This window comes from Allobosea sp. UNC402CLCol (genome assembly GCF_000745475.1).
Classification (GTDB): Bacteria; Pseudomonadota; Alphaproteobacteria; order Rhizobiales; family Beijerinckiaceae; genus Allobosea; species Allobosea spartocytisi.
In genome coordinates this window covers 1,029,374-1,051,233 of sequence record NZ_JQJJ01000008.1, presented here as the reverse complement: position 1 = coordinate 1,051,233, position 21,860 = coordinate 1,029,374, and the positions used below count along the sequence as shown (strand labels likewise).

Genomic DNA, 21,860 nt, shown 5'->3' with positions numbered 1-21,860 from the left:
GGAGCAGATATGTCCATCCTGATCGACAAGAACACCAAGGTCATCACCCAGGGCTTCACCGGCAAGAACGGGACCTTCCATTCCGAGCAGGCGATCGCCTATGGCACGCAGATGGTCGGCGGCACCTCGCCGGGCAAGGGCGGCGCGATCCATCTGGGTCTGCCCGTCTTCGACACCGTCGCCGAGGCGAAGGAGAAGACCGGCGCCACCGCTTCGGTCGTCTATGTTCCGCCGCCGGGCGCGGCCGATGCGATCTGCGAGGCGATCGACGCCGAGATCCCGCTGATCATCTGCATCACCGAGGGCATTCCGGTGCTCGACATGGTGCGCGTCAAGCGCTCGCTCTCGGGCTCGAAGTCGCGCCTGATCGGCCCGAACTGCCCCGGCGTCGTCACCGCCGGCCAGTCGAAGATCGGCATCATGCCGGCCAACATCTTCAAGCCGGGCTCGGTGGGCATCGTCTCGCGCTCGGGCACGCTGACCTATGAGGCGGTGTTCCAGACCACGCGCGAAGGCCTCGGCCAGACCACGGCCGTCGGCATCGGCGGCGACCCGGTCAAGGGCACCGAGTTCATCGACATGCTCGAGATGTTCCTCGCGGACGACAAGACCGAGTCGATCGTGATGATCGGCGAGATCGGCGGCTCGGCCGAAGAGGACGCGGCGCAGTTCATCAAGGACGAAGCCAAGCGCGGCCGCAAGAAGCCGATGGTCGGCTTCATCGCCGGCCGCACGGCGCCTCCGGGCCGCCGCATGGGCCATGCCGGCGCGATCATCTCGGGCGGCAAGGGCGGCGCCGAGGACAAGATCGCCGCGATGGAAGCGGCCGGCATCCGGGTTTCGCCGTCGCCGGCGCGCCTTGGAAAGACCTTGGTCGAAGTGTTGAAGGGCTGAGGCCCTGGTGCCTTTCCGGGGCGCGTCATGGTTGGGCTTGACCCGACCATGACGTCCCCGAGGAAGCGACGGCAAAACGGCATGAGATGGTCGGCTCAAGGCCGACCATGATGGAAGACCAAATGCTCAGGGCGCAGGCCCGAGCATGACGGCAAGTTGAAGGATGTCCGGGCAAGGGTTCGGACATGTCGCAAGCGGTGAAGGAAGGCAGGAGCATCATGGCTCGCCAGGACATCAACGAGGCTCTCGCACAGACCGGGTTCCTCTACGGCGGCAACGCGGCCTATATCGAGGATCTCTACGCCCGCTACGAGGCCGATCCCAAGTCGGTCGACGAGCAGTGGCAGAGCTTCTTCGGCGCGCTGCAGGACGACAAGCAGTCGGTGCTGGACAACGCCAAGGGCGCCTCCTGGAAAAAGCCGAACTGGCCGGTCGTCGCCAATGGCGAGCTGATCTCGGCGCTCGACGGCAACTGGGCCGTGGTCGAGAAGGTCATCTCCGACAAGCTCGGCGCCAAGGCCAAGGCAGCCGGCACGACGCTCTCCCCCGCCGACGTCCAGCAGGCGACGCGCGATTCCGTGCGCGCGATCATGCTGATCCGCGCCTACCGGATGCGCGGCCATCTCCATGCCAAGCTCGACCCGCTCGGCATCGAGAGCCGCAACGACCCCGAGGAATTGTCGCCGGCCGCCTTCGGCTTCGGCGAGGCCGATCTCGACCGCAAGATCTTCATCGACAACGTGCTCGGCATGGAGTTCGCCACCATCCGCGAGATGGTCTCGATCCTGCAGCGCACCTATTGCGGCACGGTCGGCATCGAGTTCATGCACATCTCCGACCCCGAGCAGAAGGCCTGGCTGCAGGAGCGTATCGAGGGGCCGGACAAGGAGATCGCCTTCACCAAGGAAGGCAAGAAGGCGATCCTCAACAAGCTGGTCGAGACCGAGGGCTTCGAGAAGTTCCTCGACCTGAAGTTCACCGGCACCAAGCGCTTCGGCCTCGACGGCGGCGAGGCGCTGGTTCCGGCGCTGGAGCAGATCATCAAGCGCGGCGGCGCGCTCGGCGTGCGCGACATCGTCTTCGGCATGGCCCATCGCGGCCGCCTCAACGTGCTGACGCAGGTGCTGGGCAAGCCGCACCGCGCGCTGTTCCACGAGTTCAAGGGCGGCTCCTTCGCGCCCGACGACGTCGAGGGCTCGGGCGACGTGAAGTACCATCTCGGTGCCTCCAGCGACCGCGAGTTCGACGGCAACAACGTCCATATCTCGCTGACCGCCAACCCGTCGCATCTCGAGATCGTCGATCCGGTGGTGCTCGGCAAGGTGCGTGCCAAGCAGGATCAGTTCGGCGACGTCGTCGAGCGTTCCAAGGTGCTGCCGCTGCTGATCCATGGCGACGCGGCCTTCGCCGGCCAGGGCGTGGTGGCGGAGTGCCTCGGCCTCTCCGGGCTGAAGGGCCACCGCACCGGCGGCTCGCTGCACTTCATCATCAACAACCAGATCGGCTTCACCACCTATCCGCGCTATTCGCGCTCCTCGCCCTATCCGTCCGACGTGGCGAAGATGGTCGAGGCGCCGGTCTTCCATGTGAATGGCGACGATCCGGAGGCGGTGGTCTTCGCCGCCAAGATCGCGATCGAGTTCCGGCAGAAGTTCCACAAGCCGGTCGTGGTCGACATGTTCTGCTATCGCCGCTTCGGCCATAACGAGGGCGACGAGCCGGGCTTCACCCAGCCGCTGATGTACCGCAAGATCCGCGGCCACAAGACGACGCTGGAGCTTTACGGCGCCAAGCTTGAGGCCGAGGGCGTGGTTCAAGCCGGCGAGCTCGACGAGATGCGCGCCGCCTGGAAGGCGAAGCTGGAGGTCGAGTTCGACGCCGGCCAGGCCTTCAAGCCGAACAAGGCCGACTGGCTCGACGGCCGCTGGGCCGGCATGAAGGCGATCCGCGCCGACGAGGACGATCCGCGCCGCGGCGCCACCGGCGTGCCGGCGGAGACGCTTAAGGAGATCACCGAGAAGATCACGGCCGTTCCGGCCGGCTTCAACGTCCACAAGACGATCCAGCGCTTCCTCGACAACCGCAAGAAGGCGGTCGAGAGCGGCGAGGGCATCGACTGGGCGACGGCCGAGGCGCTCGCTTTCGGCTCGCTGCTGCTTGACGGCAATCCGGTGCGTCTCTCCGGCCAGGATTGCGAGCGCGGCACTTTCTCGCAGCGCCATTCGGTGCTGATCGATCAGGAGACCGAAGCCCGCCACACCTCGCTCAACCATATCCGCGAGGACCAGGCCCGCTACGAGGTCATCAACTCGATGCTCTCGGAAGAGGCCGTGCTCGGCTTCGAATACGGCTACACCCTGTCGGAGCCGAACGCGCTGACGATGTGGGAGGCGCAGTTCGGCGACTTCGCCAATGGTGCGCAGGTGGTGTTCGACCAGTTCATCTCGTCCGGCGAACGCAAATGGCTGCGCATGTCCGGCCTCGTCTGCCTGCTGCCGCACGGCTATGAGGGCCAGGGTCCGGAGCACTCCTCCGCCCGCCTCGAGCGCTTCCTGCAGATGTGCGCCGAGGACAACATGCAGGTGGCGAACTGCTCGACGCCGGCGAGCTATTTCCACATCTTGCGCCGCCAGCTGAAGCGCGACTTCCGCAAGCCGCTGATCCTGATGACGCCGAAGTCGCTGCTGCGCCACAAGCGCGCCGTCTCCGACCTCGCGGACCTCGCCGAGGGCTCGACCTTCCACCGCGTGCTGGCCGATGATGCCGAGCGCGGCAAGTCGACCACCAAGCTGGTCAAGGACTCGAAGATCCGCCGCGTCGTGCTCTGCTCGGGCAAGGTCTATTACGACCTGCTGGAGGAGCGCGAGAAGCGCGGCATCGACGATGTCTATCTGATGCGCGTCGAGCAGCTCTACCCGTTCCCGCTGAAGACGCTGGCGCAGGAGCTGGCGCGCTTCAAGGGCGCCGATGTGGTCTGGTGCCAGGAGGAGCCGAAGAACATGGGCTCCTGGACCTTCGTCGAGCCCTATCTGGAATGGGTGCTGGGCCATGCCGGCTCGAAGTCGAAGCGGCCGCGCTATGTCGGCCGCCCGGCCTCGGCCGCGACGGCGACCGGCCTGATGTCCAAGCATCTCGCCCAGCTCAACGCCTTCCTCGACGAGGCCTTCGCGGCCTGACGACCCTCCCGGCGATGCTTTACGCACTGCCGGATTTCCCTGCCGCATCGGCGTTTCCGCCGGTGCCGATCCGACCGCCAGAGAACGAGACAACAGAGGCCTGACATGGCGACCGAAATCCGCGTACCCACCCTCGGCGAATCCGTTTCCGAGGCGACCATCGGCAAGTGGTTCAAGAAGCCGGGCGAGGCGGTGAAGGCCGACGAGCCTTTGGTCGAGCTCGAGACTGACAAGGTGACGCTGGAGGTCAACGCCCCGGCCGCCGGCGTGCTCGGCGAGATCGTCGCCAAGGAAGGCGATACGGTCGGCGTCAGCGCGCTGCTCGGCATGATCGCCGAAGGCGGTGCGGCTGCTGCCGCGCCCGCTCCGAAGAAGGAAGAGAAGCCCGCCGCCGCGCCGGCTCCGGCCGCTGAGGCTCCGAAGGCTGCCGCCACCAAGGCCGCTGATTCCGGCCCGGCCGTGGCGCGGCTGGCCGCCGAGAGCGGCATCGACGCCTCGTCGGTCCCGGCCTCGGGCAAGGATGGCCGCGTCACCAAGGGCGACATGCTTGCGGCGATCGCGACCGGCGCCAGTGCCGCGCCGGCGGCGCCTGCCGCTCCGGTGCAGGTCCGCGCCCCGTCGGCGCCGGACGATGCCTCGCGCGAAGAGCGCGTCAAGATGACGAAGCTGCGCCAGACCATCGCGCGCCGCCTCAAGGAGGCCCAGTCCACCGCCGCGATGCTGACGACCTTCAACGAGGTCGACATGACCAACGTCATGGCGCTGCGCAACCAGTACAAGGATGCCTTCGAGAAGAAGCACGGCGTCAAGCTCGGCTTCATGGGCTTCTTCGTGAAGGCCTGCGTGCAGGCGCTGAAGGAGATCCCGGCCGTCAACGCCGAGATCGACGGCACCGACATCGTCTACAAGAACTACTACCATATCGGCGTCGCCGTCGGCACCGAGAAGGGCCTGGTGGTTCCGGTGGTGCGCGATGCCGACCAGCTCTCCATCGCCGGCGTCGAGAAGAAGATCGGCGAGTTCGGTCGCAAGGCCCGCGACGGCAAGCTCTCGATCGAGGAGATGCAGGGCGGCACCTTCACCATCTCGAATGGCGGCGTCTACGGCTCGCTGATGTCGACCCCGATCCTGAACGCGCCGCAATCGGCGATCCTGGGCATGCACAAGATCCAGGAGCGCCCGATGGTGGTGAACGGCAAGATCGAGGCCCGGCCGATGATGTATCTCGCGGTCAGCTACGACCACCGCATCATCGACGGCAAGGAGGCCGTGACCTTCCTCGTGCGCATCAAGGAAGGCCTGGAGGATCCGGCGCGGCTCGTGCTCGACCTCTGATCGCGTTTCGCGAGGTTCACTTCGACGTCATGCCCGGGCTTGTCCCGGGCATCCACGACTTTTCTCCCGGCCTCCCGAGACGTGGATGGTCGGGACAAGCCCGACCATGACGGGCACTGCGAGGCTATAGAGATGTCCTACGATCTCGTCGTCATCGGAACCGGCCCCGGGGGCTATGTCTGCGCCATCCGCGCCGCCCAGCTCGGCCTCAAGGTCGCGGTGGTCGAGAAGCGCGCCACTCATGGCGGCACCTGCCTGAATGTCGGCTGCATTCCCTCCAAGGCGCTGCTGCACGCGTCCGAGATGTTCGAGGAGGCCGGCCACACCTTCGAGAAGCTCGGCATCGTCGTCGGCACGCCGAAGCTCGATCTCAAGGCGATGATGGCGCACAAGCAGGAGACCATCGACGCGAACGTCAATGGCGTCGGCTTCCTGCTCAAGAAGAACAAGATCGACGCCTTCCACGGCACGGCTTCGATTCCGGCCGCCGGCAAGGTCGTCGTCACCGCCGAGGACGGCAAGACGCAGGAGATCGAGACCAAGAACATCGTCATCGCGACGGGTTCGGAATCGGCGCCGCTGCCGGGCGTGACCATCGACGAGAAGACCGTCGTCACCTCGACCGGCGCGCTCGAAATCGGCTCCGTGCCGAAGGAGCTCGTCGTCGTCGGCGCCGGCGTGATCGGCCTCGAGATCGGCTCGGTCTGGGCCCGTCTCGGCGCCAAGGTCACCGTCGTCGAGTTCCTCGACCGCATCCTGCCCGGCATGGATGGCGAGGTCGCCAAGCAGTTCCAGCGCATCCTGGAGAAGCAGGGCTTCACCTTCCAGCTCGGCTCCAAGGTCACCAAGGTCGACGTGGCCAAGAAGGGCGGTGCGACCGTCACCGTCGAGCCTGCCGCAGGCGGAGAGGCCAGGACGCTCAATGCCGATATCGTGCTGGTCGCGATCGGCCGCCGTCCCAACACCGATGGTCTCGGCCTCGATAAGGCGGGTGTCGCCACCGAGCGCGGCCGCGTCGTCATCGACGACCATTTCAAGACCAATGTCGCCGGCATCTACGCGATCGGCGACGTGGTGCGCGGGCCGATGCTGGCGCACAAGGCCGAGGATGAGGGCGTCGCGGTCGCCGAGATCATCGCCGGCAAGGCTGGCCATGTGAACTACGACGCCATCCCCGGCATCGTCTACACCGCGCCGGAAGTCGCCGCGATCGGCAAGACCGAGGAAGAGCTGAAGGCGGCCGGCGTCGCCTACAAGATCGGCAAGTTCCCGTTCACGGCCAATGGCCGCGCCCGCGCCATCCGCCACACCGAGGGCTTCGTGAAGGTCCTGGCCGATGCCGCGACCGATCGTGTGCTCGGCTGCCACATCATCGGCCCGCATGCCGGCGACCTGATCGCGGAAGTAACCGTGCTGATGGAGTTCGGCGGCTCGTCCGAGGATCTCGCCCGTACCTGCCACGCGCATCCGACGCTGGCCGAGGCGGTGAAGGAAGCGGCGATGGCCGTGGAGAAGCGCCAGATCCATATGTGATCGGGTTGGCGGGCCGTGCCTCTGGCGCGGCCCTGCTGCAGGAACGAAAAAAGGAGCTGCAGGATTGCAGCTCCTTTTTTTAGGGGCTAACCGAGGAAGGGCCGGGCCGCCCGTGGCGGTCTCGCTGATTGCTGCGCTCAACCTCGTCGGGCGTGAAACGCCGTCAGCGTGTTCTTGAGCAGGCAGGCGATGGTCATCGGGCCGACGCCGCCGGGGACGGGCGTGATCGCGCCCGCGACCTGTACCGCCTCGGCGAAATCGACATCGCCCGTCAGCTTGCCGTCGGGCAGGCGGTTGATGCCGACATCGATCACGGTTGCGCCGGGCTTGATCCAGTCGCCCTTGACCATGCGCGGGCGGCCGACGGCGGCGATGACGATATCGGCGCGCTTCACCACCGCGGGCAGATCGCGCGTGCGCGAATGGGCGATGGTGACGGTGCAATCGGCCTGCAACAGGAGCTGCGCGACCGGGCGGCCGACCAGTTCCGAGCGGCCGATCACCACGGCATCGAGACCCGAAAGCGACGGAAGCGCCTGCTTCAGCAGCAGCATGCTGCCGAGCGGCGTGCAGGGTACGAGGCCGTTCTTGCCGCCGGCGAGCAGGCCGGCATTGATCGGGTGCAGGCCGTCGACATCCTTGGCCGGGTCGATGGCGTCGATGATGCGGCCGGTGTCGATATGCTTCGGCAGGGGCAACTGGACGAGGATGCCGTCGACGCTGTCATCGGCATTGAGTTCGGCGAGCTTGGCCAGCAGTTCGGCCTCGGTCGTCTCAGCCGGCAGGCGATGGGCGACCGAGTTCATGCCGACCTCGACGGCGAGCTTCTCCTTCGAGGCGACATAGACTTTGCTCGCCGGGTCCTCGCCGACGAGGACGACATGGAGGCCAGGGACGATGCCGCGCGCTGCCTTGAGCGCGGCGACCTCGCGGGCGATGCCGGCGCGCAATTCCGCTGCTACGGCCTTGCCGTCGATGATGCGTGCCTGTTGCGCCATGATGCGTCCTCCTGCCGGAAGCCGCTCTCATGCGCGATCCCGCCCGCACGGACAAGCCCGGATGCGACGGCTGCGTGGCCTTCTGCGCCATGGGCCCTGCGGCGGTTGCGCTTGCGGGGCACAGGGCGGGCCGATATCCAGTAGCGGAGGGCCGATGCGGGAGGTGCGGAAGTGACGACGGGTTTCGCCACGCTTCCGGATGCATCCGCCTTCCGCCTGCTCAATATGAGCGCGCCGCTTTGCCTGATCGATGGCGGCTCCTTCGCCGCGGATCGTGACGGGCTTGCCCGGATCGACCTTGCGATTGCCGATGGCCGGATCGAATCGCTGTTGCCGGCGGGAACCGAGACGCTGACGAACGATCGGCCGACGCTCGACCTCGAGGGCGGCATCGTGCTGCCGCGTCTCGTCGACTGCCACACTCATCTCGACAAGGGTCATATCTGGCCGCGCAGTCCCAATCCGGACGGGACGTTTCCGGGCGCGCTCGCTGCCGTCGCCAATGACCGCGAGGCGAACTGGTCGGCGCTGGATGTCCGGACGCGCATGGATTTCTCGCTGCGCACGGCCTTTGCCCATGGCACCGCCGCGATCCGGACGCATCTCGATTCGCTCGGCAAACAGATTGGTATTTCCTGGCCGGTCTATGCGGAGATGCGGGAGCGCTGGGCCGGGCGCATCTCCTTGCAGGCCTCGCCGCTGTTCGGCGTCGAGCAGGCGCTCGATCCGGCGCATATGGCGGTAGTGATCGCGGCGGTGAAGATGCATGGCGACGGGCTTCTCGGCTGCGTCACCTACATGATCCCGGAGCTCGACCGGGCGCTCGACTTCCTGTTCCGGGCGGCGAGCGAGAACGGCTTCGATCTCGATTTCCATGTCGACGAGAGCAACGACCCGGCAGCCCGCTCGCTCGAGCACATCGCCGATGCGGCGCTGCGGCACCGCTTCACGGGCAAGATCCTGTGCGGGCATTGCTGCTCGCTCAGCTTGCAGGCACCGGAGGACGAGGCGCGGATCATCGGCAAGGTGAAGGAGGCCGGCATCGCCGTGGTCTCGCTGCCGCTCTGCAACCTCTACCTGCAGGACCGGCAGATGGGCCGCACGCCACGCTGGCGCGGGGTTACGGCGCTGCATGAGCTGAAGGCGGCCGGTGTGCCGGTGATGGTCGCTTCCGACAACACCCGCGACCCGTTCTATGCCTATGGCGATCTCGACCTCGTCGAGGTGCTGCGCGAGGCGACGCGCATCCTTCAGCTCGATCATTCCGGTTCGGACTGGCCTTGCGCCGTGGCACGGACGCCGGCGGCGGCGATGGGGCTCGACGGCGTCGGCATGCTGGCGGCGGGCGGGCCGGCCGATTTCATCGTGACGCGGGCGCGGAGCTGGACCGAGTTCTTCGCCCGGCCGCAGGGGGACCGCAGCGTGCTGGTCGCGGGCAGGGCGATCGACCGGACCTTGCCGGATTACCGCGAGCTGGATCATCTGATGGGTAGAGCATCATGACGAGCCGCTACGACATCGCGGGGCTGAAAGCCCGCATCAGTGGCGTCCGCACCGAGGAGAACCCGGCGCTGGTGAAACAGAAGAGCCGCGACTTCTTCTGGTATTCGCCGGTGCTGAAGCGCCAGCTCGATCAGGTCGTGGCCGATATCGTCGTGTCTCCGACGAGCGAAGCGGAGGTCATTCAGACGCTCGCCGCCTGCCACGCGCTCGGCATTCCCGTGACGCCGCGCGGCACCGGCACCGGCAATTACGGCCAGGCGATGCCGCTTTCCGGCGGCGTGCTGCTCGATCTCGCCGGTTTCAACAAGGTCAAGGAGATCGGCGCCGGCCGCTATGTCGCCGAGCCCGGCGCGATCATGGCCCGCATCGACGACGAGACACGGGCGCATTCGCGGCAGGAACTCAGGCTGCACCCCTCGACCTATCAGACTGCCTCGATCGGCGGCTTCATCGCCGGCGGCTCGGGCGGCGTCGGCTCGATCAAATGGGGCGGGCTGCGCGACTGGGGCAACATCATCCGGCTCAAGGTCGCGACGATGGAGACCAGCCCGCGCCTGCTCGAATTCGCGGGCGAGGACCTGCACAAGGTCGCCCATGCCTATGGCACCAACGGCATCATCACCGAGGTCGAGATGCCGCTCGGCCCGGCCTATGATTGGGTCGATGTCATCGTCGGCTTCGAAAACCTGCGCGTTGCGACCGAATTCGCCAATGCGGTCGGCGAGCAGGACGGGCTCGCGCTCAAGAACCTCAGCGTCTTTGCCGCGCCGGCGCCGCATGATTATTTCCTGCGCCATCGCAAGTTCCTGCCGCGCGACAGCCATCTCGTCGTCGTCATGGCTGCCGATTTCGCTGTCGATGCGCTTTGCGCCTATGTGCGGCGCTTCCGGGGCGCGGAGCTCCTGCTGCGCTCGGACACGCTCTCACCGGAGGATGCCAAGGGGCTGCCGCCGGCCTACGAGCTCGGCTGGAACCACACGACGCTGCGCGCGCTGCGGGTCGATCCGGCGATCACCTATCTGCAGGTGCTCTATCCCTTCCCGGATCAGGTCGAACTGGTCGAGGCCATCCATCAGCGCTTCGGCGAGGAGCTCATCGCGCATCTCGAATTCGTGCGCTTCGATGGCAAGATCACCTGTTTCGGCCTGCCGCTATTGCGGTTCACGACGGAGGAGCGGCTGGACGAGATCATCGCCATCCATGAGGAGATGGGCGCACCGATCTTCAACCCGCATCGCTACACGCTGGAGGAGGGCGGCATGAAGCAGACCGACGAGACGCAGCTCGCCTTCAAGCGCGAGGCCGATCCGCAGGGGCTGCTCAACCCCGGCAAGATGATCGCCTGGGAGGACCCGGATTACGACTACCGCTCGGGCAAGACCTTCCTGTTCCGCAGCCTGTCCGAAGCCGGGGCCGGCTGACGATGCGCGTGCTCGTCCTCTTCGCCCATCCCGACCCGGAGAGCTATGGCGCCGCCCTGCACCGGACGGTCGTCGAGGGGCTCAGGCGGGCCGGGCACGAGGTCGATGACTGCGACCTCTATGCCGAGGGGTTCGATCCGGTTCTGAGCCCCGACGAGCGCCGCTTCTATCACGACACAGCCAGCAACAGATCGAACGTTGCCGGCTATGTCGCTCGATTGCAGGCGGCCGACGCGTTGCTGCTGTGCTTTCCGGTCTGGAATTTCGGCTATCCGGCGATCCTGAAGGGGTTCTTCGACCGGGTCTTCCTGCCGGGCGTCTCCTTCGAGCTCGTCGATGGCAAGGTCGAGCCGGCGCTCGGCAACATTCGCAAACTCGTCGCAGTGACGAGCTATGGAGCCACGCGCTGGACGGCCTTTCTGATGGGAAATCCGCCGCGCAGGCTGGTTTGCCGGGCGTTGCGGGCCGTTTGCCATCCGGCGGTGCGGACGCTCTATCTGGCGCATTACGGCATGAATCGCGCCACGCCCGAAAGCCGCGCCGCCTTCCTGCAAAAAGTCGCGGCGAAAGTCGCGGTCTTTTAAGACCGACATGGGATTGTCATCTGTCTGTCATGTTGGCGGGCGAATACGCAGCCGGCGAAGCGTCTTCCTTATCCGCGCAAGGATCCGCCGAAGGATGGCTCCATGACCAAGGCTCTCGAGAAAAGCGTCGGTCGCGCCCTGCTCGTGACAGCGCGGCTGCATCGCTCGCGGATGGGCGAAAAGCTGAACGGGCTCGGCCTCTTCCCCGGGCAGGAGCAGGCGCTGAAGGCGTTGCAGCCGGCACCGATGACGATGGGTGAGCTCGCCTCGCTGCTCAGGGTCAAGCCGCCGACCGTCTCGAAGACGATCGGCCGGCTCTCGCTGCAGGGTCTGGTGACGCGCGAGGGCGGCAATCGGGACGGCAGGCTGGTGCAGGTCGCGCTGACGGAAGCCGGGCAGAAGACGGCGGCCGAGCTCGACGCGGTCTGGAACGATGTCGAGGAGGAGTTGCTCGACAAGCTCGATGGCAAGGAGCGCAAGCAATTGCGCAAGCTGCTGCGCAAGGCGGCCAAGGGCCTCTCCAAGGCCGGCGCCGACCATGACGATCCCGAGATCGATGGTGAAGAGGCCGATAGCGACGCCTGATTGATGCATGGAGCGCATGCGTTCCGGTGCTGGCAGGCCGCCTCAAATCGTTTAAGCCTGATCTCCTCATTCGCTCAGATCATAGCGAGGCGGGCTTGCCTGCGCCTTCCCAGAACGTCGACGAGGCGCGCCGCGCGCGCCTGACGGCCATTGGCCTGATGTGCGCTGCCGTCATCTGCTTCGCCCTGCTCGACACCAACGCGAAATGGCTCGGCCTCCACGGCATGGACCCGCTGCTCGTCGCCTTCGCGCGTTACGGCGTCAGCGTCACGCTGGTCTCCTTCCTGATCAATCCGTGGAGCCATCCCGGCGTGCTCGGGGCCAAGCGGCCCTGGCTGCAATTCTTCCGCTCGCTGATGCTGCTTGCCTCGACGGTGCTGAACTTCTTCGCGCTGCGCTATCTGCAGCTCGCCGAGACGATCTCGATCATGTTCGCGGCGCCCTTCCTGGTCGCGCTGGCGTCGGGGCCGCTGCTCGGCGAATGGCCCGGACCGCGCCGCCTCATGGCCATCGGCATCGGTTTCCTCGGCGTGCTGGTGGTGACGCGCCCGGGCGTGGGCGGGATGCATCCGGCGGCGCTGCTCTCGGTCGCCGGCTGCTTCTGCTACGCCTTCTATGCGCTGTCGACACGGGTGCTGGCGGCCTCCGACTCCTCGGAGACCACGATGGTCTATTCCGGGCTCGCCGGCACGCTGGCGCTGCTGCCGGTCCTGCCTTTCGTCTGGACGACGCCGCAGGAACCTCTCGCCTGGGCGGCGCTGTTCGCGACCGGCTTCTTCGGCGCCGTCGGGCACTGGATGCTGATCCTGGCGCATCGGCTGGCGCCGGCGACGGTGCTGGCGCCCTTCATCTATTCGCAGCTCGTCTGGATGGTGCTGATGGGTTGGCTCGTCTTCGGGCAATTGCCCGATCGCTGGACCTTCATCGGCGGCGGCATCGTCATCGCCTCGGGCCTCTACCTGCTCTATCGCGAGCGAGTACGGCATGTGCCCGAAGAGGCGAGTTCGGCGCGGCTGGACTGAGAGGCTCCCGGCAACCCTGCTGCGGTGTCCGACTGACGGCGTTTTCCGCGCGTCCGGTGCTCACGTGCGAAGAGGCGACACGGTGCGGCTGGATCGAGCGTAGCGGGTCGTCATGCTCGGGCTTGACCCGAGCATTTCCTGAGCGAGATATTCTCGGGTCTGTGCTTCGCTCCGCCCGAGAATGACGAGGCGCGTTCGGACTTCCGCTCAGACCGTGACCTGCGTGCCGACCTCGACGACGCGGCCGGTCGGGATCTGGAAGAAGCTCGTCGCGTCGGTCGCGCTCTTGGTCAGGCTGATGAAGAGATTGTCCTGCCAGACCGGCATGCCCGATTGCGGCGAGGGCTTGATCGAGCGGCGTGAGAGGAAGAACGAGGTCGACATGATGTCGAACTTGAAGCCCTGCTTGCGCAGCATGGCCAGCCCCTTGGGCACGTTCGGGCTCTCCATGTAGCCGTAGACCAGATCGACGCGCCAGAAATCGTCGGTGATGCGGGAGAGGCGCACGCGCTCCTCCTCGGCGACGCGGGGCGTGTCGACCGAGCGCACGGTCAGGATGACGTTGCGCTCATGCAGCACCTTGTTGTGCTTGAGATTGTGCAGGAGCGAGGCCGGCGCCGTCTCGGGATCGCTGGTCAGGAAGACCGCCATGCCCTTGACGCGTGCGGGCGGGCTCTTCGACAGCATGCCGACGAGTTCGAGCAGCGGCACATCCGTCTTGCGGGTCTTGTCGAACAGGATCTTGGTGCCGCGCATCCAGGTCCACATCACCACCGTCAGCGCCATGGCGAGCAGCACCGGCACATAGCCGCCATGGAACAGCTTCAGCATGTTGGCCGAGAAGAAGGAGAGGTCGACCAGCAGGAAGGGCAGAATGATCGCCGCGGTGGCCGGCAGGCTCCAGCCCCAGTGGCGCCGGATGACGATCGCCGCGAGCATGGAGGAGACCACCATCGTGCCGAAGACCGAGATGCCGTAGGCGTGTGACAGGCTCGACGAGGTCCGGAACGACCAGACCAGGATCAGGACGACGATGAGCAGCATCAGGTTGACGCGCGGCACGTAGATCTGGCCCGAGGTCTGCTCGGAGGTGTGGCGGATCTCCATGCGCGGCAGCAGCCCCAGCTGGATCGCCTGACGGGTCAGCGAGAAGGCGCCGGTGATCACCGACTGGCTGGCGATGATGGTCGCGACCGTCGCCAGCACGACGAAGGGCAGCAGGAAGCCCTCCGGTGCCAGCCGGTAGAACGGGTTGTCGATGGCGCTCGGGTCGGACAGGATCAGCGCTCCCTGGCCGAGATAGTTGAGCCAGAGCGCCGGGAAGACGACATAGAGCCAGGCGCCACGGATCGGCCCGCGCCCGAAATGACCCATATCGCCATAGAGCGCCTCGGCCCCGGTCACCGCCAGGCAGACCGAGCCGAGCACCGCAAGAGCCACGCCGGCATGGTCGTGGAAGAACATCAGGGCGTAATAGGGGTTGATCGAGCGGAAAATCGTGAGGTCGTCGGCGATGTGGTAGATGCCGAGTCCGGCCAGCGTCACGAACCAGATCAGCATGATCGGGCCGAAGAAGGTCGCCACGCGCTGGGTGCCGTGGCTCTGCACGACGAACAGGCCGATCAGGATCGCCGAGGCGATCCACAGGATGTAGTCGTCGAGCACGGGCGTGACCAGCTTGACGCCCTCGACGGCCGAGAGCACCGAAATCGCCGGGGTGATGACGGTGTCGCCATAGAACAGGCCGGCGCCGATCATGCCGAGCAGCAGAGCGGCCCGGCTGCGGTTGCGGCCCAAGGCGCGCTGCGCCAGCGCCACGAGCGTGAGGATGCCGCCTTCGCCGTTGTTGTCGGCCCGCATCAGCAGGACGACATATTTCAGCGTCACGACGATGACGAGCGACCAGAGGATCAGGGACAGAACGCCGATGACGACCGTCGGCGGAATGACGACATTCTCCTGCCCGCCGGTGGCCGCCAGCAGGGTTTCGCGCAGCGCGTAGAGCGGGCTCGTGCCGATGTCGCCATAGACGACCCCGAGAGCCCCGAGGGCGAGCGCGGTATAGCCGTGCTTGCCGTGGCCGGGGCCGCCGGCGGCACCATGGCCATCGTCCAGACCGAAACGGGAGTCTTCCGGCCTGACGGTCGAAAGACCCGTTTGTTCATGCCCCATTGGGGATCTCCGCTCGTGCTGCAGTGCAGCGGAAGGCCGGGGCCTCTACCATAACGCAGGCGGCTGGCAAAGGGAGCGGTCAGCCGGCTGCGCCGAGCCCGGTACCGAAGCGGTGGGCGATATAGTTTGCGACCATGGCCTTGAACTCCTCCGCGATGCCGGCGCCCCTGAGGGTCGCAACCTTCTTGCCGTCGACGAAGACGGGGGCCGTCGGTGCCTCGCCGGTGCCCGGCAGCGAGATGCCGATATCGGCATGCTTCGACTCGCCGGGGCCGTTGACGATGCAGCCCATCACCGCGACGTTGAGGTTCTCGACGCCGGGATATTGCGTCTTCCACTCGGGCATGGAGTTCGAGATCCAGTTCTGGATATCGCGCGCGAGCTCCTGGAACACGGTCGAGGTCGTGCGGCCGCAGCCGGGGCAGGCGGCGACGAGCGGCACGAAGGCCCGGAAGCCCATGGTCTGGAGCAGCTCCTGCGCCGTCTTGACCTCGAGCGTGCGGTCGCCGCCCGGCTCCGGCGTCAGCGAATAGCGGATGGTGTCGCCGATGCCTTCCTGCAGCAGGATGCCGAGCGCGGCCGAGGAGGCGACGATGCCCTTCGAGCCCATGCCGGCCTCGGTCAGGCCGAGATGGATGGTGTAGTTCGCCCGGCTCGCCAGCATGCGATAGACCGTGATCAGGTCCTGCACGCCGGAGACCTTGGCCGAAAGGATGATGTATTCGCGGCCGAGCCCGATCTCCTCGGCGCGCTCGGCCGAGAGCAGGGCCGACTGGACCATGGCCTCGCGCATGATGGCGCGGGCATCGAGCGGACGGGGCGAACGGGCGTTCTCGTCCATCAGCGCCGTCAGCAGCTCCTGGTCGAGCGAGCCCCAATTGGCGCCGATGCGCACCGGCTTGCCGTGCTTGATCGCCATCTCGACGATCTGGCCGAACTGCTTGTCCTTCTTGTCCTTGAAGCCGACATTGCCCGGATTGATCCGGTATTTCGCCAGCGCCTCGGCACAGGCCGGATGGTCGGCCAGCAGCTTGTGGCCGATATAGTGGAAGTCGCCGACGAGGGGCACGTCGACGCCGATGCGGTCGAGCCTTTCGCGGATCTTCGGCACGGCGGCGGCGGCCTCGTCGCGATCGACCGTGATGCGCACGAGTTCCGAGCCCTGCCGGGCCAGCGCAGCGACCTGCGCGACGGTGGCGGCGATATCGGCCGTGTCGGTATTGGTCATCGACTGGACGACGATGGGTGCCCCGCCGCCGACCGTGACATGGCCGACCTTGACCGGGACGGTGAGCTGGCGGGCCAGCGGGCCTGCGTGTTCCGGCGTCAGATAGGAAAAGGCGCGCTCGTTCATGCGGGCTGCTCTATCACGGGCCGGCGTTCCGGCAATGCTCGCAGCGGCCGACGATCTCGACCATCTGATGCGAGGGCGAGAATTGCCGCGTTTCGGCGATCGCCGCCACCGCTTTCTTCATCGCGGGCGAAGAATCCTCATCGACGCCGCCGCAGACCTCGCAGATCAGGAAGGCGACGACCTCGTTCGCACCATGCCCGTGCAGGCAGGCGACATAGGCGTTCTTCGAGGAGAGCCGGTGGACGAAGCCCTGCTCGACGAGGAAGTCCAGCGCCCGGTAGATCGAGATCGGCGCCAGCCGGCGCCCGCCTTCCGGCGAGATGCGGTCGGCCAGATCATAGGCGCCGACCGGCCGGTGGTCGGCATGGAGCGCCTCCAGCGCCTTGCGCCGGATCGGGGTGAGGCGCAGGCCGCGTTCCCGGCAGATCCTTTCGGCGCGGGCCAGCGCCTCCGCCGCGTGCTGGCGGTGGTCCACCGCATGGCGGCAGGCTTCGTCGCCATGCGTATGCGACGCATGGTCATGTTCGCCGTGATGATGCGCGTTCGACTGCATTTTCGTCATGTTGCGTTGCAAAGACTCATCGGGCAACGTGCGGCGATATCGTGTCGGTGCATTGCCTCGTTCGAACCCGAACCTAAGCATTTTCTCCCCGATTGTCAGGAGCCTTGACGCTCATGTTCCTCAAAGACCGTACTGCCGCCATTACCGGGTCGACCTCCGGCATCGGGCTCGCCTATGCCCGCGCACTGGCCAAGGAAGGCGCCAATCTCGTCATCAACGGCATCATGCCCCCAGCCGATGCCGAGAAGCTGCGCACCGATCTCGAGCAGGAATTCGGTATCAAGGTGGTGTTCTCGCCCGCCGACATGACCAAGCCCGCCGAGATCGCCGGCTTCATCGCCGAGGGCGAGAAGGCCTTCGGCGCCATCGATATCCTGATCAACAACGCCGGCATCCAGTATGTCGCGCCGATCGACGAGTTCCCGCCGGAGAAATGGGATCAGATCATCGCGATCAACCTGTCCTCGGCCTTCCACACCATTCGCGCCGCGCTGCCGAAGATGAAGGAAAAGGGCTGGGGCCGCATCATCAACACCGCTTCGGCGCATGCCTTCGTCGCCTCGCCGTTCAAGAGCGCCTATGTCTCGGCCAAGCACGGCATCGCCGGCCTGACCAAGACGGTGGCGCTCGAGGTCGCGACCAAGGGCATCACCGTCAACGCCATCGCGCCGGGCTATGTCTGGACCCCGCTGGTCGAGAAGCAGATCCCCGACACGATGAAGGCGCGCAACATGACCAAGGAGCAGGTCATCAACGACGTGCTGCTCGACGCCCAGCCGACCAAGGAATTCGTCACGGTCGAGCAGGTGGCGGCGCTCGCCCTGTTCCTCTGCACCGATGCGGCGAAGTCGATCACGGGCGCGACCTTGCCGATCGATGGCGGCTGGACCGCCGCGTGAGCGGGCGCCCGCACCGCCGCTCGGAGCCGGTCAAGGGCCTGGCGGGACCGAAAGCGGAGAAGACCGTCTCGCTCGCCTTGCAGGGTGGTGGCGCGCATGGCGCCTTCACCTGGGGCGTGCTCGACGTGATCCTCGAAGATGGGCGCCTCGGCATTGAGGCGCTGACCGGGACGAGCGCCGGCGCGATGAATGCCGTCGTGCTGGCCGAGGGCTGGCTCGACGGTGGCGCGGACGGTGCCCGCGCCAAGCTCGAAACCTTCTGGCGGGCGATCAGCGTCGACGGCAAATATGGCGGCTCGGAACGCTCGCTGATCGACACCATGCTCGGCGCCTGGGGCAATAGCACGGGAACACCGCCGGGCATGCTGTTCTTCGAGATGTTTTCGAAGGTGGCGAGCCCCTACGACGTCAATCCGCTCAACATCAATCCGCTGCGGGGCGTCGTCGCCGACCTGATCGATTTCGAGAAGGTCAGGGCGCAGGACGCCGTGAAGCTGTTCATCGCCGCCACCAATGTGCGAACCGGCAAGATCGCGGTGTTCGACGGCGCGCAATTGACGCCGGACCATGTGATGGCCTCGGCCTGTCTGCCGATGGTGTTCCAGGCGGTCGAGATCGATGGCGAAGCCTATTGGGACGGCGGCTATATGGGCAATCCCGCCCTGTTCCCGCTGTTCTACAAGGCGCATTGCGACGACATCCTGCTGGTCCAGATCAACCCGATCCAGCGGCGGGAACTGCCGACCAAGGCACGGGAAATCCAGGACCGGCTGAACGAGATCACCTTCAACGCTTCGCTTTTGCGCGAGCTGAGGGCGATCGATTTCGTCAATCGCCTCATCGACGACGGCAAGCTGCCGCGCGACGAATACAAGCGCGTGCTGATGCATCGCATCGACGGCGGCCCGCCCCTGGCGGAGCTGACCTCCTCCTCCCGCATGAATGCGGAATGGGACTTCCTGCTCCGGCTCAGGGATATGGGCCGGGCGGCGGCGAAGCGCTGGCTGAAACGCAACTACGACGCCATCGGCAAGGTCGGCACGCTCGACCTGAAGGAGGCGATTACCTGAAGGCTCCGGCTGTCCGGACCTTCAGTCCTCATCCTTCGAGACGCCGCTTTGCGGCTCCTCAGGATGAGGGCTCGATGCATTCGCGGATGGCGCACGCAGCGAATTCTTCGCTTTTCGGCCTCGCACCTGTTCCGCCGCCACCGCTTGCGCAGGACTGGCCCGCAATGCCATTCACCGGAACCTCAGGCTCCCTTTTAGAGAGACGGTCATCCCATGCAGAAACTTGTCGTCACCGCCGGCCCGTACACCTTCGGCGGAAAGTTCGAGCTCGAGGCGGCCCCGAAGACCTGCGCCGCCTTCCTGCGGCATCTGCCCTTCGTCAGCAAGATCGTCCATGTCCGCTGGAGCGGCGAGGGCGTGTGGATGCCGCTCGGCGATCTCGATTTCGGTGTCGGCTACGAGAACAACACCAGCTATCCCGCGCCGGGGCACATCATCCTCTATCCGGGCGGCGTCAGCGAGACCGAGATCCTGCTCGCCTATGGCGGCGTGCAGTTCGCCAGCAAGGCGGGCCAGCTCTCCGGCAACCACTTCATCACCCTGACCGAGGGGCTGGAGAACCTCTACGCGCTCGGCCGCAAGACGCTCTACGAAGGCGCGCACGACATCCGCTTCGAACTCGTCGGCTGAGGGCGGTCAGGCCGCCATCGCGGTGGCGGTCGCCGGCTCGCGGTCGAGCCTCACCGTCATCCCGGGCTTGACCCGGGATCCATGCCGGAGCGCTTCCGGTCGGGGTTCAGGCATGGATCCCGGCTCTCCGCTTCGCTGCGGCCGGGATGACGCTTCAAGCCGCCGTCGAGGTATCGGCCGGCGGTGGCAATTCCGCCCTGGTGTTCGGCTTCTCCCGCATGGCGGGAGCATCGGCCGGAGGGGCGACATCGGGTCGGGCCTGCGCGTCCGCCGCAGCCTCGCCGTCGCCGCTTCGGGGCGCGCCCGTCGCGGCGTTCAGATTGCCGCACAGCGAGAGCATGGCGCGTGCGATCTCGGCCTCGCCCATGATGGTCAGCGTCGCGCCGCATTTCGTCAGATGCTCGACCTCCGCATCCGAATGGGCGCGGGCGACGATCGGCAGGGTCGTGTTTTCCGTGCGCGCCTGCTGGCAGACCTGCCCGGCCTCGAAGCTGCCAGGGATGGCGACGAAAAGCCGCGTGGCACGGCCGACCGCGGCAGCGGCCAGCACCTCGGGGTCGGCTGCGTTGCCGATGAGAAGCTCGGCGCCGTCGCGCTTCGCCGTCGCGATGGCGTCCGGGTTGTCCTCGATCACCAGGAGCTTGGCGCCTTGCGCCAGCAGCCCCGCGCCGAGCAGGCTGCCGACGCGGCCATAGCCGACCACTACGATATGGTTCGACAGGCTCGTCGGGATGACGTCGCGCTCCGGTTCCACGGCCGGCGCAGGCTGGGCGGCGGGCGCCGCGGCATCGGCCTCGGGCGCGTCGGCCGCGGGCTTGGGCTTGGCGCCGGTGTCGGCACCGAGCCGGTCGATCAGCGCGAACATCAGCGGGTTGAGCAGGATCGACAGGATCGCGCCGGCGAGGATCAGGTCGCGCCCCTGCGACGGCAGGATGCCGAGGCTGGCGGCGAGGCCGGCGAGGATGAAGGAGAATTCGCCGATCTGCGCCAGCGAGGCCGAGATCGTCAGCGCCACCGCGTTCGAGCGGCCGAAGGCGCGCACGATCAGCCAGGCTGCGACCGATTTGCCGATCAGGATGATGGCGAGCGTTCCGAGCAGCGCCCATGGCGCCCGCAGCAGGATGCCGGGGTCGAACAGCATGCCGACCGAGACGAAGAACAGCACGGCGAAGGCGTCCCGCAGCGGCAGGGTCTCCTCGGCGGCGCGCTGGGAGAGCGGCGATTCCGAGAGGATCATGCCGGCGAAGAAGGCGCCGAGCGCGAAGGAGACGCCGAACAGCGTCGCCGACAGGAAGGCGACGCCGAGCGCGACCGCTAGCACGGCGAGCCGGAACAGCTCGCGGGAGCCGGTATGGGCGACCCAGTGCAGCACCCAGGGAATGACCCTGCGCCCGACGATGAGCATGAAGGCGATGAAGGCGGCGACCTTGGCGACGGTGACGCCGAGTACGCCCCACAGGCCGAGATCAAACTGTGCCGAGAGTGGCGAGGGGCCGCCGGACTGTCCGCCGTTGATCGCACTGGCGACGGCGGGGATCGCGACCAGAGCCAGCACCATCGCGAGATCCTCGACGATCAGCCAGCCGACGGCGATCCTGCCCTTTTCCGTCTGCACCAGCCGGCGCTCCTGCAGCGCGCGCAGCAGCACCACGGTGCTGGCGACAGAGAGCGCGAGGCCGAAGACGAGGCCGGCAACCCAGTTCCAGCCGAGCAGCAGGCCGAGGCCAAGCCCGAGCAGGGTCGCGACCGCGATCTGGGCGATGGCGCCGGGAACGGCGATGGTTTTGACCGACAGCAGATCCTTCAGCGAGAAATGCAGGCCGACGCCGAACATCAGCAGGATGACGCCGATCTCAGCCAGTTCGTTGGCGAGGTTCTGGTCGGCGACGAAGCCCGGCGTGAACGGGCCGGCAGCGACGCCGGCGAGAAGATATCCCACCAGCGGGGAGATGCGCAGTTTCTGGGCGATGGCCCCGAAGACGAAAGCAAGGCCGAGGCCCGCGACAATGATGGCGATCAGCGGGCCGTGATGCATGTCTCTCCCGAAATCCGAACGTAAAAATCAAGCCTGTGGAATGATTTCGAGGATGGGGATTTGCGGCGGCGATTTCAACCGAAAGAC

Annotated in this window: 17 protein-coding genes; 12 read left to right on the top strand and 5 right to left on the bottom strand. The window is 66.6% G+C overall.

The window, feature by feature from the left end:
- The first annotated feature begins 9 nt into the window (after positions 1-9).
- The 4 genes from sucD (at position 10) to lpdA (ending at position 6,938) form a co-directional block, all read left to right on the top strand.
- Positions 10-894, top strand: coding sequence for a succinate--CoA ligase subunit alpha (sucD, locus tag GY40_RS07040; RefSeq protein WP_038359746.1), 885 nt, complete (start codon positions 10-12; stop codon positions 892-894).
- 218 nt (positions 895-1,112) lie between these two features.
- Positions 1,113-4,070 carry a 2-oxoglutarate dehydrogenase E1 component gene (locus tag GY40_RS07035; RefSeq protein WP_038360384.1) on the top strand — a complete coding sequence of 986 codons (2,958 nt, stop codon included), beginning with the start codon at positions 1,113-1,115 and terminating at the stop codon, positions 4,068-4,070.
- 105 nt (positions 4,071-4,175) lie between these two features.
- Entirely contained in the window at positions 4,176-5,405 is a 1,230-nt protein-coding gene (gene odhB, locus GY40_RS07030; RefSeq protein WP_038359743.1) for a 2-oxoglutarate dehydrogenase complex dihydrolipoyllysine-residue succinyltransferase, read from the top strand.
- Between the two features lie 132 nt (positions 5,406-5,537).
- Positions 5,538-6,938 carry a dihydrolipoyl dehydrogenase gene (gene lpdA, locus GY40_RS07025; protein ID WP_038359742.1) on the top strand — a complete coding sequence of 467 codons (1,401 nt, stop codon included), beginning with the start codon at positions 5,538-5,540 and terminating at the stop codon, positions 6,936-6,938.
- Between the two features lie 137 nt (positions 6,939-7,075).
- Here the strand turns inward: lpdA and folD are convergent, their stop codons facing one another.
- Positions 7,076-7,936 carry a bifunctional methylenetetrahydrofolate dehydrogenase/methenyltetrahydrofolate cyclohydrolase FolD gene (gene folD / locus GY40_RS07020; RefSeq protein WP_038359740.1) on the bottom strand — a complete coding sequence of 287 codons (861 nt, stop codon included), beginning with the start codon at positions 7,934-7,936 and terminating at the stop codon, positions 7,076-7,078.
- Between the two features lie 171 nt (positions 7,937-8,107).
- On the opposite strand from folD, the gene GY40_RS07015 reads away from it, so the two are divergent.
- The 5 genes from GY40_RS07015 (at position 8,108) to GY40_RS06995 (ending at position 13,051) form a co-directional block, all read left to right on the top strand.
- Complete coding sequence (locus GY40_RS07015) at positions 8,108-9,439, top strand: cytosine deaminase (protein ID WP_038359737.1); 1,332 nt, start codon at positions 8,108-8,110, stop codon at positions 9,437-9,439.
- Positions 9,436-10,860, top strand: a complete 1,425-nt coding sequence (locus GY40_RS07010) for an FAD-binding oxidoreductase (RefSeq protein WP_038359736.1) — start codon at positions 9,436-9,438, stop codon at positions 10,858-10,860. The genes GY40_RS07015 and GY40_RS07010 overlap by 4 nt, the downstream gene beginning before the upstream one ends.
- Before the next feature lie 2 nt (positions 10,861-10,862).
- Positions 10,863-11,444, top strand: a complete 582-nt coding sequence (locus GY40_RS07005; protein WP_038359734.1) for an NAD(P)H-dependent oxidoreductase — start codon at positions 10,863-10,865, stop codon at positions 11,442-11,444.
- Positions 11,445-11,546: 102 nt separating this feature from the next.
- Entirely contained in the window at positions 11,547-12,029 is a 483-nt protein-coding gene (locus GY40_RS07000) for a MarR family winged helix-turn-helix transcriptional regulator (protein ID WP_038359732.1), read from the top strand.
- Between the two features lie 95 nt (positions 12,030-12,124).
- A complete protein-coding gene (locus GY40_RS06995; RefSeq protein WP_051987588.1) occupies positions 12,125-13,051 on the top strand; it encodes a DMT family transporter in 927 nt (308 codons plus the stop codon).
- Between the two features lie 207 nt (positions 13,052-13,258).
- Here the strand turns inward: GY40_RS06995 and GY40_RS06990 are convergent, their stop codons facing one another.
- From GY40_RS06990 to GY40_RS06980, 3 genes are all read right to left on the bottom strand, one after another.
- A complete protein-coding gene (locus tag GY40_RS06990) occupies positions 13,259-15,223 on the bottom strand; it encodes a potassium transporter Kup (protein WP_081925201.1) in 1,965 nt (654 codons plus the stop codon).
- A gap of 79 nt (positions 15,224-15,302) precedes the next feature.
- Complete coding sequence (gene ispG / locus GY40_RS06985; RefSeq protein WP_038359730.1) at positions 15,303-16,577, bottom strand: flavodoxin-dependent (E)-4-hydroxy-3-methylbut-2-enyl-diphosphate synthase; 1,275 nt, start codon at positions 16,575-16,577, stop codon at positions 15,303-15,305.
- 13 nt (positions 16,578-16,590) lie between these two features.
- Positions 16,591-17,139 (bottom strand): Fur family transcriptional regulator, encoded by a 549-nt coding sequence (locus GY40_RS06980; protein ID WP_038359728.1) that lies wholly within the window; start codon positions 17,137-17,139, stop codon positions 16,591-16,593.
- Positions 17,140-17,252: 113 nt separating this feature from the next.
- On the opposite strand from GY40_RS06980, the gene GY40_RS06975 reads away from it, so the two are divergent.
- From GY40_RS06975 to GY40_RS06965, 3 genes are all read left to right on the top strand, one after another.
- Positions 17,253-18,038, top strand: a complete 786-nt coding sequence (locus GY40_RS06975; protein ID WP_038359726.1) for a 3-hydroxybutyrate dehydrogenase — start codon at positions 17,253-17,255, stop codon at positions 18,036-18,038.
- The gene (locus GY40_RS06970; RefSeq protein WP_051987587.1) at positions 18,035-19,108 is read left to right on the top strand and encodes a patatin-like phospholipase family protein; all 1,074 of its coding nucleotides are present in this window, start codon (positions 18,035-18,037) and stop codon (positions 19,106-19,108) included. Before GY40_RS06975 ends, GY40_RS06970 begins: the two co-directional genes overlap by 4 nt.
- Before the next feature lie 213 nt (positions 19,109-19,321).
- Complete coding sequence (locus tag GY40_RS06965) at positions 19,322-19,738, top strand: DUF3830 family protein (protein ID WP_038359724.1); 417 nt, start codon at positions 19,322-19,324, stop codon at positions 19,736-19,738.
- A 154-nt stretch (positions 19,739-19,892) separates the two neighbouring features.
- On the opposite strand, the gene ybaL is transcribed toward GY40_RS06965, so the two are convergent.
- Positions 19,893-21,773 (bottom strand): YbaL family putative K(+) efflux transporter, encoded by a 1,881-nt coding sequence (ybaL, locus tag GY40_RS06960; protein WP_081925197.1) that lies wholly within the window; start codon positions 21,771-21,773, stop codon positions 19,893-19,895.
- Positions 21,774-21,860: the final 87 nt, after the last annotated feature.